The 13887-nt window shown below is 40.7% G+C and carries 13 protein-coding genes, 1 other RNA gene and 1 pseudogene; 8 read left to right on the forward strand and 7 right to left on the reverse strand.

Annotated features, from left to right (window positions below):
- The 5 genes and pseudogenes from ACTHJT_RS12215 to ACTHJT_RS12235 all read left to right on the forward strand — a co-directional run.
- Window positions 1–778, forward strand: a pseudogene (locus tag ACTHJT_RS12215) (hypothetical protein); the annotation flags it as partial.
- Window positions 779–858: 80 nt separating this feature from the next.
- On the forward strand, window positions 859–2232 hold the full coding sequence (locus ACTHJT_RS12220; RefSeq protein ID WP_440238552.1) for a CmpA/NrtA family ABC transporter substrate-binding protein: 1374 nt from the start codon (window positions 859–861) through the stop codon (window positions 2230–2232).
- Between the two features lie 115 nt (window positions 2233–2347).
- A complete protein-coding gene (locus ACTHJT_RS12225) occupies window positions 2348–3430 on the forward strand; it encodes an ABC transporter permease (RefSeq protein ID WP_440238554.1) in 1083 nt (360 codons plus the stop codon).
- Window positions 3431–3454: 24 nt separating this feature from the next.
- The gene (locus tag ACTHJT_RS12230; RefSeq protein ID WP_440238556.1) at window positions 3455–4336 is read left to right on the forward strand and encodes an ABC transporter ATP-binding protein; all 882 of its coding nucleotides are present in this window, start codon (window positions 3455–3457) and stop codon (window positions 4334–4336) included.
- Window positions 4337–4349: 13 nt separating this feature from the next.
- Window positions 4350–5219 carry an ABC transporter ATP-binding protein gene (locus ACTHJT_RS12235; RefSeq protein ID WP_440238558.1) on the forward strand — a complete coding sequence of 290 codons (870 nt, stop codon included), beginning with the start codon at window positions 4350–4352 and terminating at the stop codon, window positions 5217–5219.
- 77 nt (window positions 5220–5296) lie between these two features.
- Here ACTHJT_RS12235 and ACTHJT_RS12240 read toward each other — a convergent pair whose 3' ends face one another.
- A complete protein-coding gene (locus ACTHJT_RS12240; protein ID WP_440238560.1) occupies window positions 5297–5818 on the reverse strand; it encodes a hypothetical protein in 522 nt (173 codons plus the stop codon).
- 34 nt (window positions 5819–5852) lie between these two features.
- Here ACTHJT_RS12240 and ACTHJT_RS12245 point away from each other — a divergent pair, with 34 nt between their 5' ends.
- Window positions 5853–6848, forward strand: a complete 996-nt coding sequence (locus ACTHJT_RS12245; RefSeq protein ID WP_440238562.1) for a hypothetical protein — start codon at window positions 5853–5855, stop codon at window positions 6846–6848.
- 284 nt (window positions 6849–7132) lie between these two features.
- On the opposite strand, the gene ACTHJT_RS12250 is transcribed toward ACTHJT_RS12245, so the two are convergent.
- The 4 genes from ACTHJT_RS12250 to ACTHJT_RS12265 form a co-directional block, all read right to left on the reverse strand.
- On the reverse strand, window positions 7133–8287 hold the full coding sequence (locus ACTHJT_RS12250; protein ID WP_440238564.1) for a sigma-54-dependent transcriptional regulator: 1155 nt from the start codon (window positions 8285–8287) through the stop codon (window positions 7133–7135).
- A gap of 107 nt (window positions 8288–8394) precedes the next feature.
- Window positions 8395–8804, reverse strand: an RNA gene (gene rnpB / locus ACTHJT_RS12255) — RNase P RNA component class A.
- 114 nt (window positions 8805–8918) lie between these two features.
- Window positions 8919–9866, reverse strand: a complete 948-nt coding sequence (locus tag ACTHJT_RS12260) for a Smr/MutS family protein (RefSeq protein ID WP_440238566.1) — start codon at window positions 9864–9866, stop codon at window positions 8919–8921.
- Between the two features lie 5 nt (window positions 9867–9871).
- Window positions 9872–10762: a DUF2279 domain-containing protein gene (locus tag ACTHJT_RS12265; RefSeq protein ID WP_440238568.1), complete on the reverse strand. Its 891-nt coding sequence runs from the start codon at window positions 10760–10762 to the stop codon at window positions 9872–9874.
- 114 nt (window positions 10763–10876) lie between these two features.
- Between ACTHJT_RS12265 and mscL the strand changes: the two genes are divergently transcribed.
- Window positions 10877–11305, forward strand: coding sequence for a large conductance mechanosensitive channel protein MscL (gene mscL, locus ACTHJT_RS12270; protein ID WP_440238570.1), 429 nt, complete (start codon window positions 10877–10879; stop codon window positions 11303–11305).
- Window positions 11306–11332: 27 nt separating this feature from the next.
- Window positions 11333–12274 (forward strand): DUF3078 domain-containing protein, encoded by a 942-nt coding sequence (locus tag ACTHJT_RS12275; RefSeq protein ID WP_440238572.1) that lies wholly within the window; start codon window positions 11333–11335, stop codon window positions 12272–12274.
- Window positions 12275–12361: 87 nt separating this feature from the next.
- Here the strand turns inward: ACTHJT_RS12275 and ACTHJT_RS12280 are convergent, their stop codons facing one another.
- On the reverse strand, window positions 12362–12898 hold the full coding sequence (locus ACTHJT_RS12280) for a hypothetical protein (RefSeq protein WP_440238574.1): 537 nt from the start codon (window positions 12896–12898) through the stop codon (window positions 12362–12364).
- Window positions 12899–12903: 5 nt separating this feature from the next.
- The coding region (locus ACTHJT_RS12285; RefSeq protein ID WP_440238576.1) for a cryptochrome/photolyase family protein at window positions 12904–13887 on the reverse strand (984 nt) is incomplete at its 5' end.

A 13887-nucleotide genomic window follows, 5' to 3' on the forward strand; every position in this document is an offset into this window, starting at 1 on the left:
AGCTTCCTTATACTTATGGTTCAATACAAAACTGAAGCACGGTAAACTAGGTGATATTTCTTTCATCTCCATGAATGAAGGCTACCAGGAAACTCCAACACTTGTTTCTCCATTATACACAGTAGGTGTTACACCGACAATCAAAATCGGTAAAGTGAAGATTCACTCTTCATTCTACTACCAGGCAGGTAAAGCAAAGGATACTGTTGGGATCAGCGGCTTCCTTGCACATTTGGAAGCTACCTACGAAGGCTCTAAACTAAAACCTACTATTGGCTTTGACTACTTATCCGGCGACGATAAAAAGACTACAAATAAAATTGAAGGCTTCAACCCTCTACACGGAACGCATCATAAATTTTACGGATACATGGATTACTTCTATGTTGGAAACGGTCACAACGGCGGTACCAACGGATTAAGCGGCGGTTTGATTGACCTGTATGCAAAAGCAATTATACCAACGGGTAAAAAGTCAAAACTGGCAACTGATCTACACTTTTTCATGTCTCCGACAGATGTTGTAAATCCTGCTGATACAAAAACAACTTTAAGCAACTTCCTTGGAACTGAACTTGACCTTACCTGGAGCAAACAGCTAACAGAAACTGTAGGTTTATCTGCGGGTTACTCTCAGATGTTCCACACAGAAAGCTTGTCTGCCGTTAAAGGCAAGTTAGCAATTGATCCATCAGACGCTACAAAGACAGTTGATAAAGCAGTTGCTTACCAAAGCTGGGCCTGGATCATGATCAACTTTACGCCTAAGTTTTTATAATCAAACATTCTTCTGAAGAAGGCTTTTGCCAGGCCTTCTTCTTTTAAAAAAAACTTACTCTATACCATAAAAAAAATCGTATGAAAAAGATTATTTATGTTCTTAAAGCTGCTGCACTGGGTCTACTCGTTACAGCTCTGAATAGCTGCGGCGGCGGTGACACTAAGACAGAAGGTTCTGTTGACAGCACAGCTAAAAAAACACTAGCCATTGAAAAACCACAATTGAAATTCGGCTTTATCAAACTTACAGATATGGCTCCGCTGGCTATTGCCAAAGAAATGGGCTTCTTTGAAGAAGAGGGTTTATTTGTAACGCTTGAAGCACAATCAAACTGGAAAAATGTACTGGATCGTGTAATTGACGGCGAACTGGATGGCTCACACATGCTGGCAGGACAGCCTATTGCGGCAGCTTCCGGCTTCGGTCGCCAGGCTGAACTGGTAACAGTTTATTCCATGGATCTGAATGGAAATGCTATTACTGTATCGAACGATGTATGGGCTGCAATGAAACCGAATGTTCCTAAAGGGGCGGATGGAAAACCTGTGCATCCGATCAAGGCTGATGCTTTAAAGCCGGTTGTTGAATCTTATAAGAAACAGAATAAACCTTTTAAAATGGCCATCACATTTCCGGTATCAACGCACAACTATGAAATCAGATATTGGCTGGCTGCAGGTGGCTTGAATCCTGGTTTGTATACAGCTGAAAATGTTGAGGGCCAGGTTGGCGCAGAAGTTATGTTGTCTGTAACACCTCCGCCGCAAATGCCTGCCACAATGGAAGCAGGAACAATCTTCGGATACTGCGTGGGTGAACCATGGAACCAGCAGGCGGTATTCAAACAAGTTGGCGTACCCGTAATTACGGATATGGAAATCTGGAAAAATAATCCGGAAAAGGTTTTTGGTATGACAAAAAAATTTATTGAAGAAAATCCAAATACAGCTATCGCGGTTACAAAGGCATTAATCAAAGCGGGCAAATGGTTGGATGACCCGGCTAACAGAGCAAAAGCTGTAGGTATTCTTTCCAGAACTGCTTATGTAGGTGCAGATTCGGTAGTCATTGCGAATTCCATGACAGGTACATTCGAATTTGAAAAAGGTGATAAGAGAGAGGCTAAAGATTTTAACGTATTCTTTAACTATAACGCAACATATCCATTCTACTCAGATGCAGTATGGTATTTAACGCAAATGCGTCGTTGGGGACAAATTACCGAAACAAAAGCAGATACATGGTATGATGAAACTGCTAAGAAAGTGTACAGACCTGACGTATGGCTGTCTGCAGCAAAAATGCTGGTTGAAGAAGGTGTACTTAAAGAAACTGACATTCCACAGACCAATGGATATAAACCTGCTACATCTGATTTTATAGATGGCATGGAGTACGATGGTACGAAGCCAAATGATTATCTGAAGAAATTTAAAATAGGAAATAAATAATAAGTAGTCAGTTGTCAGTAGACAGTGATCAGTTATAGAAACGGATTATTGTTGCATACTGACAACTGATCACTGTTTACTGACAACTAACGAACCAACCAACCAATAACTACCTATGAAAACGAAAATAATTAAATCATTAAACTGGATTGGGCTTGGCTTTCTGGAACCGCTCATTTTATTGACCAGTGGTGAAGAGCCCCGGAAAAACGGAATACTGATCTTACGCAATTTGTTTTTACCTCTTGCTGCAATCGTTGCATTTATATTGTTGTGGGAAGCGGGTGCTCATAAGCTTCGTTCCATTGAAGCGGAAAGAAAAATTCAGAAAGTACTTACTGAACAAGGACCTGCTGCTGCTGAGCAGATGCGCGCATGTATTGCTTCCGGAGAGAAAGAATGTAAGCCGCATTCGCTGCCTTCGCCGAGCGAGGTATATGAAGCATACCAGTCTTTGCTCGCTGATCACAAAATGATCGCAAAAGACAAAAAAGAATTTACTGAAAAAACGGCCAGGGTAAATAAGCAACGTGTTAAAAACGGGCAAGCTGAAATTTTATATACGGGCCGTCCATCTTTTATTGACCAGATTGGTACCAGCCTTAAAACTGTTTTTGCTGGTGTGTTTTTAGCCATGTGTATTGCCATTCCGATTGGTATATTGCTGGGTTTAAGTGAAACACTCAGAAGTTCGATCAACTGGCTTATTCAGATAATGAAGCCTGTGTCTCCGGTAGTTTGGCTGTTGCTGGTTTCAATGGTCATTAAAACACTGATGACAGATTCTTCCATGGATAAGTCTTTTTTGATTGCTTTTATCAGTGTGGGTTTGTGCGGTATGTGGGCAACGCTTGTGAATACCACCATGGGTGTATCTTCCGTTGATAAGGATTATATCAATGTCGCGAAAGTATTGCGCCTGAGTGTATGGAAAAATATTTTCAAAATTGTTCTTCCTTCTTCGTTCCCATTAATCTTTACTGGTATTCGCATAACAGTATCTGTATCGTGGATGGTATTGATCGCGATTGAATTACTGGCGCAAAGCCCGGGGCTGGGTTCATTTGTATGGGAGCAGTTCCAGAATGGCGCGAATGATTCGAATGCCAAGATTCTGGTTGCCATGTTTGTGATTGGCGGTATTGGATTCCTGCTGGATAAGATCATGATGACTTTACAAAAAGTATTGACGTTCTGATGTTCAACCCTAAACAGTACTGCAATGGCGTTATTAGAATTGAGGAATGTAAGTAAATGGTATGGTACAGGTACCAACCGTACGGAAGTTTTAAAAAATATAAATCTGACAATTGAAGAAGGCGAATTTATTGCCATCGTCGGATTCACCGGAAGCGGTAAAACAACGCTGATCAGCCTGATTGCCGGCTTGATTGAACCCGATGAAGGTGAAGTATTATTGAATGGTGAGAAGATCACAGGTCCCGGCCCGGATAGAGGAGTGGTGTTTCAGAATTACTCTCTGTTGCCGTGGTTGTCTGTCATGGACAATGTCCGTCTGGCCGTAGACACGGTGTTTCCTGAGATGCCGGAGAAAGAAAAAGATATTTATGCAAAACAGTATGTTTCAATGGTGAATTTATCTCCGGCACTGAATAAGAAACCATCTGAATTATCAGGAGGTATGCGCCAGCGTGTATCTGTAGCACGGGCATTGGCTATGAACCCCAAGATCTTGTTGCTGGACGAGCCGCTTAGCGCACTGGATGCATTAACCAGAGGCTCGCTGCAGGACGAGATCAGCCGTATCTGGGAGCAGGATAAAAAAACAGTTCTGTTGATTACGAATGATGTGGATGAAGGCATTTATCTGGCAGACCGTATCATTCCATTGAGGCCGGGACCTAATGCAACGCTTGGACCTGAGTTTCCGGTAAAGCTGGAAAGACCTCGTAATAAAAAAGCCCTGAACCACAATCAACAGTTTAAAGATCTGAGAAATGCTGTGAATAAATATCTGATGGATGTAGGTGCAGAAGCTAAAAAATCTTCCGGTGCGAAGGAATATGTTTTACCGGATGCACAACCGGTAGATCTGCTGGGGCCTACAGGTGTTTCTTATTCCTTGAGAAGATTGTTTAACTAAACGATTGTAGAAAATGATCAGCGTACTTAACAGACCGAACAGCATGTCAGAAAATACACATGTGCACACAGCAGTAAACAGCAGGGTTAAAAATATTATTGAACCTGTGAATCCTGCAGACGTGATGCTGGATATTAAAAACCTTAAGAAGGTTTATCCGACTCCTAAAGGAGATTTTACCGTACTGCAGGATTTTAACCTGCAGATAAAAAAAGAAGAATTCATTTCCATTATCGGTCATTCCGGCTGTGGCAAATCTACCATTCTTTCTATGATTGCCGGCCTGAATGAAATCACGGCAGGGGATATTATTCTGAATGGAAGAAAGATTACAGAAGCTGGCCCTGATCGTGGTGTGATCTTCCAGTCGCCAAGCCTGATGCCCTGGATGACTGCATTTGAAAATGTTATGCTGGGAGTCAACCAGGTATTTGCTCATATTTCAAAAGCTGAGCGCACAGAAATCGCTAAATATTATTTAGCAAAAGTTGGTCTTGATGGTGCATTCAATAAAAAAGCAAACGAGCTTTCTCAAGGGATGAAACAGCGTGTGGGCATTGCGCGTGCATTTGCCCTGAAGCCTAAAATGCTGTTGCTGGACGAACCTTTTGGTATGCTGGATTCACTAACCAGAGGCGAACTGCAGGATGTATTGGTCGATGTATGGACGAAAGAAAAAATTACAGCGATCATGATCACACATGATGTGGATGAATCCATTCTTTTGTCTGATCGTGTAGTAATGATGACCAGCGGTCCGTTTGCAAAGGTGGGAGATGTGCTTTCTATTGAAATGGAAAGACCGCGGAACAGAAGGACGTTGATTGAGCACCCGGACTTTTATGATTACCGGGCGTATCTAATCGACTTTTTAGAGCGTTGATTGTTTTTTTATAGGGTTCGTTGGTTAAGCCGTCTCGCTATTGGTTGCGGGGCGGCTTTCAACATTTTACAGAACCTTTAAAAATCCTTCCAGAGAATAAATTCTTTTGTCTGGATCGTATTGCTGTAATTATTGGCTCTGTCCTTGATCTGTACTTCAAAACGCAGTGTGTCATTTTTATTTAACCCATAGGCATTGGGAACAAAAAAAGGAAAGAATACATTATTGGTGATAATTCCATCGATAGGCCCAGTCAGATCATAAGGAGAAAGCAACGGTAATTTACCGTTATAATTGGGCGCAACAACGGGAGGTGTAACAGTTACTTCAGTAAACACGCCGTTGGTTTTCTTGAACAGTTTGGCAAAGTAATCATCGGCTCCTGCCGGTTCATTTCCAAGGTCACCATCTCCATCCTGAAAGTGTATGGAAACATACACGGAATCACCGTATACATCCGGGTCAAAGTCTGCAAAAGCCTTCAGATCCGAAAATGCTATAACAGGTTCCTTGGAATAGTTAGGGGCTTTTTTACAGGCCGACAAAATCAATCCGGTTACCAGTATGAAAAAGAAATAAGCTGTGTTCTTTAAAAACATTGTTGTTAATTTGCATTCAATATACCAATATCAAATGTCATTTGATAAAGAAATAAAGCGTATTTTATTAGAAACGCCACAGAATATTAACGACGAACTTCTGCTGGAAGTATATCGCTATCAATATACATACAATATAGTGTATAAAGAATTTGCCGATGCAGTTCACCGTACACCTCATACGGTAAAATCAGTTATTGAAATTCCTTATCTACCTATTTCTTTTTACAAAAAACATAAAGTTATTACGCAGGATGGATCTGTGGATTTTTCAAAACAGATCAAATTCTACAGCAGCGGAACAACTTCTGCCAACAGGTCAACACATTTTGTAGCTGATCCGGAATTGTACCGGCAACGGAGCCGGCAGATCTTCGAACAGTATTATGGACCTTTAAAAGATTTTGTCATTCTGGCTGTATTGCCTTCCTATGAAGAAAATCCATCTTCTTCACTGATCTTTATGCTGAAGCATTTTATTGAAGAAACCAGGCATGCGGCATCAGGCTTTTATTCCTTTGACAGGGAAGCTATGAAAGCAAAACTGAAAGAACTTTCGGGGGAAGAAAAGAAGATTCTTGTATGGGGAGTAAGTTATGCATTGCTGGATTGGGCTGAGGCCAATACAGAAGCTTATCCGGAAGTTATTTTTCTGGAAACGGGAGGAATGAAAGGGCGCAGGAAAGAGCTTACCCGGGCTGAATTGCATTCAGCGCTGGAAGGCGGTTTTGGTGTACAGGGAATTCATTCAGAATATGGAATGACAGAACTGCTCTCTCAGGCATATTCATCCGGCCAGGGAACTTATCAGTTTCCGGAAGGGTTAATTCCGTATCTGAGAGAAATAAATGATCCATTTAGCAGGATCCGGACCGGGAGCGGGGGGATCAATGTAATGGATCTCGCGAATATAAATTCCTGCTGTTTTATTGAAACACAGGATGTTGGCAGAATAAGCGGAAATAAATTCGAAATTCTGGGCAGAATCGATACTTCAGACCTGCGGGGATGCAATTTATTGTATGTGTAATGTTTTTTTTGTGTTTTAATCAACATTCACATTCAGAAATTTTTTTTCATTGGTCTGGTTTTATATATTTGTAGACGTTCAACACTAAAATTATTTAACAGAATGAAAGCAAGAATTGTATTCATCGTATTTGCAGCAGCAGCATTGTTAGTTGCATCATGTGCTCCTCACAGAACTTGTCCTACGTATACTAAAGATACGCATACAACTGTTAAGCATTCTTAATCAGATTTAAAAGTCATAAGATATATAGTAGGTTCTGAGAGTAATCTCAGAACCTTTTTTTATTTTACATAGGTCTTAACATCAGCCAGTGTGATGGTTTTATCACTCATGATCACCAGACGTTCAACCACATTTTTCAGCTCACGGATATTTCCCGTCCACGGTAAACTTTTTAATTCCTCAACCGCTTTCGCATCAATCTTTTTCGGGGTTGAACCGTAATCTTCCGCTACAATCGTTAAAAAATGATTGATCAGTAAAGGAATATCATCCGGACGTTCATTTAATGCAGGTACTTCAATCGGAATAACATTGATGCGGTGGAACAAATCTTCTCTGAACCTTCCTTCCGCAATTTCCCTGGCTAAATTTTTATTGGTTGCGGCAATGATGCGTACATCAACTTTTATTTCTTTTTCACCACCTACACGCGGAATGGTATTTTCCTGCAGCGCACGCAGTACTTTTGCCTGTGCAGATAAGCTCATGTCACCGATCTCATCAAGGAAAAGCGTACCGCCGCTGGCTTGTTCAAACTTGCCGATCCGCTGTTTGATTGCAGAGGTGAAAGAGCCTTTTTCGTGACCGAATAGCTCACTTTCGATGAGTTCGGATGGGATTGCCGCACAGTTCACTTCAATCAATGGTTCGCCGGAACGCTTGCTTTGTGTATGAATGGCGCGGGCAACAAGTTCCTTACCCGCGCCATTGGGTCCGGTAATCAGCACGCGCGCATCTGTAGGCGCAACTTTTTCGATGGTTTTGAAAATATGCTGGATCGGTTTGGATTCGCCAATGATCTGGTATGATTTGCTGACTTTTTTCTTAAGTGTTTTGGTTTCGCTAACCAGGTTTGAACGGTCCATGGCATTTCGCACACTGATCAGCAAACGATTCAGATCCGGCGGCTTGGTAATAAAATCGTAGGCGCCTTTGCGTGTAGCATCGATGGCGGTTTCAATAGAACCATGCGCAGAAATCATGATGAATGGAATTTCTTTCCCGGAAGTAAATACTTTTTCAAGCACTTCCATACCATCCATCTTTGGCATTTTAATATCACAGAGTACAACATCGTACTCATTCTCTAAAATCATTTTTAAGCCTTCTTCACCGTCCTTTGCTTCTTCTACAGAATATTTTTCGTATTCAAGAATTTCCTTTAACGTGCTGCGGATGCTGCGTTCGTCGTCAATGATTAAAATTTTAGGCATAGATTGTATGTAATTATTGGATCAAGTTAAATAAAAAAGTGTAAAGTTTAGAGTGTAAAGTGTATGCTCTTTTACACTTTGCACTCTAAACTTTACACTTAAGAAAAGAGCAATACAAGCCTGTAAGCCGGGTTCTGTTTCCCTATCCCCATAGCTATCGGGATCGGGACTCTTATCATTTATCTAGACCTTGCATCACTACAAGGCTCAAACGACCTACCCATTCCGGTTAATGACGCCGAGGCGCCATGTGGTACGAGCAGCACCATGACCGGAACCTATTTGGTCTTTCAACTCCTAAGGTTTACCCCAATGGCGCGTCACCGCACCACGAGTGAGCTCTTACCTCACTTTTTCACCCTTTCCACACCGAAGCATGGTGGTTATTTTCTGCGGCCCTGTCTGTCCATTGACCATTTCTGATCAACAGCCTACCCGTTAGGTAGTAAGATGCTCTGTGTTGCCCGGACTTTCCTCCCTTGGCCCGAAGGCCAACGGCGATAAGATAGCTTGTACTGCCATGTAAAGATACACAAATTCCAAATAACAAATTCCAAATAACAAAAGCATTAAATATTCAGTTATTGAAGTAGTTTGGAATTTGTTTTTTGCAATTTGGAATTTAGTAAAGCTATTTCAGCTTTACCAGTGTTGCTCCATAACCAAAGCGCTCTTTTTTCGCATCCTTGAAAAAATCGATGCGCTTATTCTTACTCAAACGTTTATGAAGTTCATTCTTCAAAACATTGTTGCCGACACCATGGATAAAGATGATTTCATCCATACCGCAGGCAATTGCCTGATCAAGTTTCTTTTCAAATGTGCTGGTCTGGATATGCATGATCTGCATAGGCGTCAATGATTCCCAGTCTGCTTCGAGCTTTTCGATGTGCAGATCTACTTCGTGTTCCGGTTCTTCAAATGCTACGCCTGTTACCGCTGATGACGGATTGTTTAATGCTGCGGCAAGGGTTTCAATATCTTTGTTCTCAAGCTTCAGGTCGCTGTCGATCGGCCAGGTATTGGCTACGCCTTTTAACAAGGCGTGGTGCTTTTTATTCTTATAGAATTTTTCAGCTTTAACAATTACTTCTGTAGAGTAAGGTTGTATGATCTTTTCAACACTTGGTAGAAGATAAATGAACTGAAAGATCAGATTGGGCCAGGAAGAAAATTCACTGGTGTTCCATTCATCCAGGCTTAATACACTGCCTCCATCCAGCCGGCCGGATTGAATTAATTCTGTTTGCTGTTTTGCTTTTTTGAAGCAACTGAACAGTACCGCACAATTGCGTTCGTTTATTAAAAATACACGGTGGGTACGGTCGTTGAATGCCTGGAAGGCAATCTGGATGGTCCCATCTAACGTCTTTACAGATGTTGGCTGTCCCGCTTCCGGAGCAGAGGCTTTGCCCGTTAATAAGCCTTCTTCACTGGAGATAACCGTGACTTCTTTTTTTGCAACAGGAATCCGGAAACCATCTTCAATTTCAACTTCAATCTGCAGCGCATCTATAATGCGTGTGATCATACCGGATTCTTTACCGTGTACCAGTCGTACTTTATCGCCTATTTTCATAATTCCTAGAAATATATACCATGCGCCTGTACACCGTGTTCATTGAATTCGAGTGCAGGCATGGGAACTTTTAACATATTAACTGTATAAAATATTGTGCGAAGTAATTTGCTTCTTGTATGAATACTTTGAAAGTCTATATCCAGCGAAAGATAAAATTGCCGGTAAGGATAATAACCTGCTGCATTGCTTTCTGACATATTGCCGCGTACCATGCCGTTAGCACCATAGCCTGCGGATACACACAGCCATTCAGGCCAGAAGAAATCTTTTTGTACAAGCTTACGAACATTGAAAGACATCCAGTAGGTTTGTCCATTGTAATCCTTCAGTAGTTGTTGGCCGGGTGTATCGCCAAGCAGCGAAGGACTTACATCGGCATAAGCTGTATGATGAAAAGAAAATTTAGGAATGATCCGGAGTTCATGCCATGCCAGGTATTGGCTCAGCAATGTACCGCAGCCCAGTGTATTGAAAGCCATGTCGCCTAATGAAAATCCCCATTCAGAAGAAAAGCCATCAAACACTTCTATTGTTGTTTGAAAAGCCAGACCGGTTGCAGCGCCAAACCAAATTGCTTTCTTACGTTTAGTGCCTGTCCATAATAATACATCACTTGAAATTCTGCTGATCTGGAAAGCAGTAAAAAAGTGTCCGCATTTATCCATCTGCATCCATTCTGAATTATCATTGAAGAAATGAAAGTGTTCAGAAGGGTAATCTTTATACCACAGCTGGTACAAGCCATACACGCTCGCACTATAGGTAATACCTGCTGCAGTTACAACGGGAATGAATCGTTCTTTTTTAAATGAGGAAGAATCCTGTGCTTTTGCTGAAATGATTAAACTTACAAAAACAACGAAGCAGACAAAATGCTTTAAAACCGTTTTCATGGTTGCAAAGGTAGCAGTAATAACGCGTATTGTTATTAAAATTAACAGGAATCGGTTTTTAAAATAAGAATTATTCAATTACTTTGTTCTGGTTATCAACTAAATAATAATTATATGAGTTTTATTAGTGAGTTTAAAGCTTTCGCTATGCGCGGAAATGTTGTAGACCTGGCAGTCGGTGTGATTATTGGCGGCGCTTTTGGTAAAATCGTATCGTCAATGGTTGATGATCTCATTATGCCATTAGTGAGCTTGTTTATGGGAGATAAGGGATTCAAGGATAAATTCTTTGCCTTCAGTTCTCAATCCTTTGAAAGCCTTGCCAAAGCAAAGGAAGCGGGTGTGCCGGTATTGGCCTATGGTAATTTTATCCAGACAGTTATTGATTTTACCATTTTAGCTTTTGTCATATTTTTAATGGTAAAAGGCATGAATAATCTGAAGAAGAAAGAAGAGACGGCAGCTGCGGCAGCACCTGCACCTGTTGAGCTAACCAAAGAAGAACAATTATTAACAGAAATAAGAGATCTATTAAAAAAATAATGTTTTGAATCAAAGTGAATGGAATACATGAAGAAGTTTTTATTTAGCGCGTTTATTTTCAGTTGGGCATTTATAAGCCATGCTCAGATCGATTCTGTTGCTGTGGCTGCAGATATTGTAAAAACAAAATTAGGGAAAGATACCGTTTGGAGAAGCAGTATTGCCTTCGGGATCAACTTTTCAAACGTTGGTTTAAATAACTGGGCCGGTGGGGGACAGAACGCCATGTCTTTTGTAGGCGTTTCTGTTGGTACAGTTGAATATCACAAAAACAAAGTACACTGGAATAATTTTTTAGATGTAGCTTATGGATTCCAGCGATTGGGAAGTAAGTCGGCACCATTCAGAAAAAGCGATGACCGGATATATTTTCAGACGAAATTTGCTTATGAGCAAACCAGTAAATTACGTTATGCGGCCTTGGCAGATTTCAGGTCTCAGTTTGCACAAGGTTTTAACTATTATGATAACATCAAAAAAGATTCTGCAGTTAAGATCTCAGACTTTCTTGCTCCGGCATACATCACGGCTTCGTTAGGTTTGGAATACCTGCCTTTTAAAAGTACCAGTATTATATTTTCTCCTGTATCTGCTAAATATACCATCGTGAATGACGCGGCACTTTCAGATAGCGGAGCATATGGTGTAGCGCGCGGACAAAGGATCAGAAAGGAATACGGGGTTTCTATGATGGTAAAATATAAAGCCGATATTGTCAAAAATGTAACATTTGCCACGCAGTTATATTTATTCGATAATTACAATAATTTTAACGTGGACGTATTCTGGGATTGTTTCTTATACCTGAAAGTAAATAAATATTTAACTACTACATTTACAACCAACCTGATCTATGATGACGACATCAATATCAAGCGGGATAATGGTACTGTTGGTCCGGCGGTGCAATTTAAAAACGTGCTGGCCGTAGGTCTTGTGTACAAATTAAATGGTTATGGTGTCCGTTAAGTTGTATGCATAGCACAAAAAAGATCCCTTTCTGTTGATTAACGGAAAGGGATCTTTTTTGTGTCGTTTATATTTTGCCCGCAACCGTTATTCTTTTTTTTGTATATACTGGTTTTTTGCTTTGGGAAGGTGTGTAAAAACATCTACCGTTACAAATTTAAAAGGCTTTTCTGTTTGCATTTGCTGGGCTTTAACAGCATCATGTGTCTGGAACAGTGTGATTTTAGCATTGCTGTTATCACCGGTTTCACTGTGTGTAAATTCATATTCAAACATTTGTAAGTTTGACTTTTCAAACTTGTTACTGCCTGCATAAATAGTAGCTGATGGTGTTAATTGAATCTGAATGATGTGTGTACTGTCAAAATTGTGCAGTGCCATGCTCATGTAAACCGGGTAATAATAATCTTTTTGGAAAAGGATGGTATCGGTGTGTTTGAGTTTGAATGCAAAATATCCGCTATCGTTTGAAAACGTGATCAGGTCGTGGTCGTGGGCAGATTTGATTTTAACACCGCTTACAGGCTTTAGTGTTGAGCAGTCAACGAGTTTAACATGTACAGTCTGAGCGGAAAGGGCAAGGGATGTAAGTAAGAATGTTAAAGTTATATATAAGGTTTTCATAAAGATTAATTTTTTAAAACAGAGAATAATCTTTTTGCTCTTTCAACAGCAAATTTGTGATCAATCATTGGTTTAATATACGAAGAAGTACCAAATTCGGGCACCCATTTTTTGATATATTTATACTCCGGATCAAATTTTTCCTGTTGGGCTATCGGATTGAAAATTCTGAAATAGGGCTGTGCATCTGCGCCGGTACCTGCCGCCCATTGCCAGTTCCCATTATTAGCTGAGAGGTCGTAATCCAGTAATTTTTTTGCGAAATATGCTTCACCCCAGCGCCAGTCAATAAATAAATGTTTGGTTAGAAAACTTGCCGTAACCATGCGTACCCTGTTATGCATGTGTCCTGTTGCATTAAGTTCACGCATGCCGGCATCTACCAGCGGATAGCCTGTTTTACCTTCACACCAGCGTGTAAAATCATCTTCATCGTGTCTCCATTCAATCACTTTGAACTTGGATTGAAAAGGTTCTGTTACAACTTGAGGAAAATGATACAACAGCTGTTTGAAAAATTCTCTCCAGATCAGTTCGCTTAACCACACGGCATTTAATGGCAGAGACTTTAATACTTTTTCACGGATACTGATTGTGCCAAAGCGGAAGTGTATGCCAAGCAGGGAAGTACCTTGTTCAAGGTATGGATAATCGCGGGTCTTATGGTAATCTGTAATGATCTTACGTGCAATCTGTGCCGGTGGTATGGTGATGGATGTATGTTCAAAGCCTAATGCCTTAATGGAAGGAACAGGCAGCGGCGACGATTTATAAAAGGAATCTGTATGTTTTTCAGATGAAAAAGTTTTAATAGGCTCTTCTGCTAATTTTTTAAGCCATTTGTTTTTATAAGGTGTATAAACTTTATACGGGAGTCCGGTATCATTGAGTATGTCATTCATTTCAAAGATCACCTGGTCTTTGAAAGAATAAAAATTACACGAGTATTTTTGTGCGAGTTCTGCAACGGCAGCATCACGTTTAAGGGC

Source organism: Cytophaga sp. (genome assembly GCF_051961495.1).
Lineage (GTDB): Bacteria > Bacteroidota > Bacteroidia > Cytophagales > Cytophagaceae > Cytophaga.

Bases quoted from the DNA above. Each gene is read 5' to 3' on its own strand.
- ACTHJT_RS12220 (WP_440238552.1), top strand. From the start codon at position 859: ATGAAAAAGATTATTTATGTTCTTAAAGCTGCTGCACTGGGTCTACTC.
- ACTHJT_RS12225 (WP_440238554.1), top strand. From the start codon at position 2,348: ATGAAAACGAAAATAATTAAATCATTAAACTGGATTGGGCTTGGCTTT.
- ACTHJT_RS12230 (WP_440238556.1), top strand. From the start codon at position 3,455: ATGGCGTTATTAGAATTGAGGAATGTAAGTAAATGGTATGGTACAGGT.
- ACTHJT_RS12235 (WP_440238558.1), top strand. From the start codon at position 4,350: ATGATCAGCGTACTTAACAGACCGAACAGCATGTCAGAAAATACACAT.
- ACTHJT_RS12240 (WP_440238560.1), bottom strand. From the start codon at position 5,818: ATGTTTTTAAAGAACACAGCTTATTTCTTTTTCATACTGGTAACCGGA.
- ACTHJT_RS12245 (WP_440238562.1), top strand. From the start codon at position 5,853: ATGTCATTTGATAAAGAAATAAAGCGTATTTTATTAGAAACGCCACAG.
- ACTHJT_RS12250 (WP_440238564.1), bottom strand. From the start codon at position 8,287: ATGCCTAAAATTTTAATCATTGACGACGAACGCAGCATCCGCAGCACG.
- ACTHJT_RS12260 (WP_440238566.1), bottom strand. From the start codon at position 9,866: ATGAAAATAGGCGATAAAGTACGACTGGTACACGGTAAAGAATCCGGT.
- ACTHJT_RS12265 (WP_440238568.1), bottom strand. From the start codon at position 10,762: ATGAAAACGGTTTTAAAGCATTTTGTCTGCTTCGTTGTTTTTGTAAGT.
- mscL (WP_440238570.1), top strand. From the start codon at position 10,877: ATGAGTTTTATTAGTGAGTTTAAAGCTTTCGCTATGCGCGGAAATGTT.
- ACTHJT_RS12275 (WP_440238572.1), top strand. From the start codon at position 11,333: ATGAAGAAGTTTTTATTTAGCGCGTTTATTTTCAGTTGGGCATTTATA.
- ACTHJT_RS12280 (WP_440238574.1), bottom strand. From the start codon at position 12,898: ATGAAAACCTTATATATAACTTTAACATTCTTACTTACATCCCTTGCC.